This is a genomic window from Dethiosulfatibacter sp. (assembly GCF_983023055.1).
Genome location: NZ_CEZJXU010000048.1, coordinates 6,165 through 7,207 on the forward strand (window position 1 = coordinate 6,165; position 1,043 = coordinate 7,207).

General features: G+C 40.1%; 2 protein-coding genes. Both read right to left on the bottom strand.

Annotation, left to right across the window (positions count from 1 at the left end):
- Positions 1–34 precede the first annotated feature (34 nt).
- Complete coding sequence (locus AC3AX0_RS03170) at positions 35–397, bottom strand: P-II family nitrogen regulator (protein WP_487548858.1); 363 nt, start codon at positions 395–397, stop codon at positions 35–37.
- Between the two features lie 12 nt (positions 398–409).
- A partial coding sequence (locus AC3AX0_RS03175; RefSeq protein ID WP_487548859.1) for an ammonium transporter occupies positions 410–1,043 on the bottom strand: 634 nt, incomplete at its 5' end.

Genomic DNA, 1,043 nt, shown 5'->3' on the forward strand with positions numbered 1-1,043 from the left:
TTCCTCTTTAGAGTTTTATACTCTTTTATTGTTTTTATGCTTTGTTTGTGATTGCAGCAGCTCCGGATTCTCCGGTTCTGATTCTGAAGATGTTGTCTACGCTGTAAATAAATATTTTTCCATCTCCTATTTCTCCAGTCCTGCAAACAGAGTATATCTTGTCGACTACTTCTTGTACGGGAGTTGTCGATATGACAACCTCTACCTTGATTTTGGGAAGAAGTTGAGCTGTAAAGTCAGCTCCTCTGTATTTGGTAGTCATGCCTTTTTGAGTTCCTGAGCCCATAACATTTGATACGGACATTCCTTCAACGCCTATTTCGACCAAGGCGTTTTTCAACTCTTCAAATTTGTTTGGTCTTGTTATTATTTCAAGTTTTGTATAAACTTCTGACATCGTGGAACCTCCTTATTTTATAACCAATGATCTTGGAGCAAAGTCGGCATAGCTTTCTATACCATGCTCTTCGATATCTAGTCCTGATTTTTCCTCTTCTTTAGATACTCTAAGTCCAAGTATTGCATCAATTGATTTAAATAGTACAAATGCAGTTCCAAGAGTCCAGGCAGCTACTGCCAATACTCCAATAGCCTGTACTGATAACATTGCTGTACCGCCACCGAAGAACAATCCACCTTCAGTTGCAAACAATCCTACACATAGAGTTCCAAAAGCTCCACTTAATCCGTGAACACCAACAGCTCCAACTGGATCGTCTACCTTAAGAATTTTTTCAACGAATTCTATTCCGAATATAAGAACGAAACTTGTCAATGTTCCTGTTATTACTGCACCGCCCATACCGATAATATCACAACCGGCAGTTATAGCAACAAGCCCGGCTAAAGCACCGTTTAATGTCATACTTACATCAGGCTTTCCGTATCTAATCCATGTAACGGCCATAGTTACAACAGCGCATGCTGCAGCTGATAGATTTGTAGTCATGAATATGTGAGCGATATCGTCTACTGCCATTCCGGATATTGTTGATCCAGGGTTGAAACCGAACCATCCAAACCATAGGATGAATACTCCCAAA

Coding starts and splice junctions, on each gene's coding strand:
- AC3AX0_RS03170 (WP_487548858.1), bottom strand. CDS start 397: ATGTCAGAAGTTTATACAAAACTTGAAATAATAACAAGACCAAACAAA.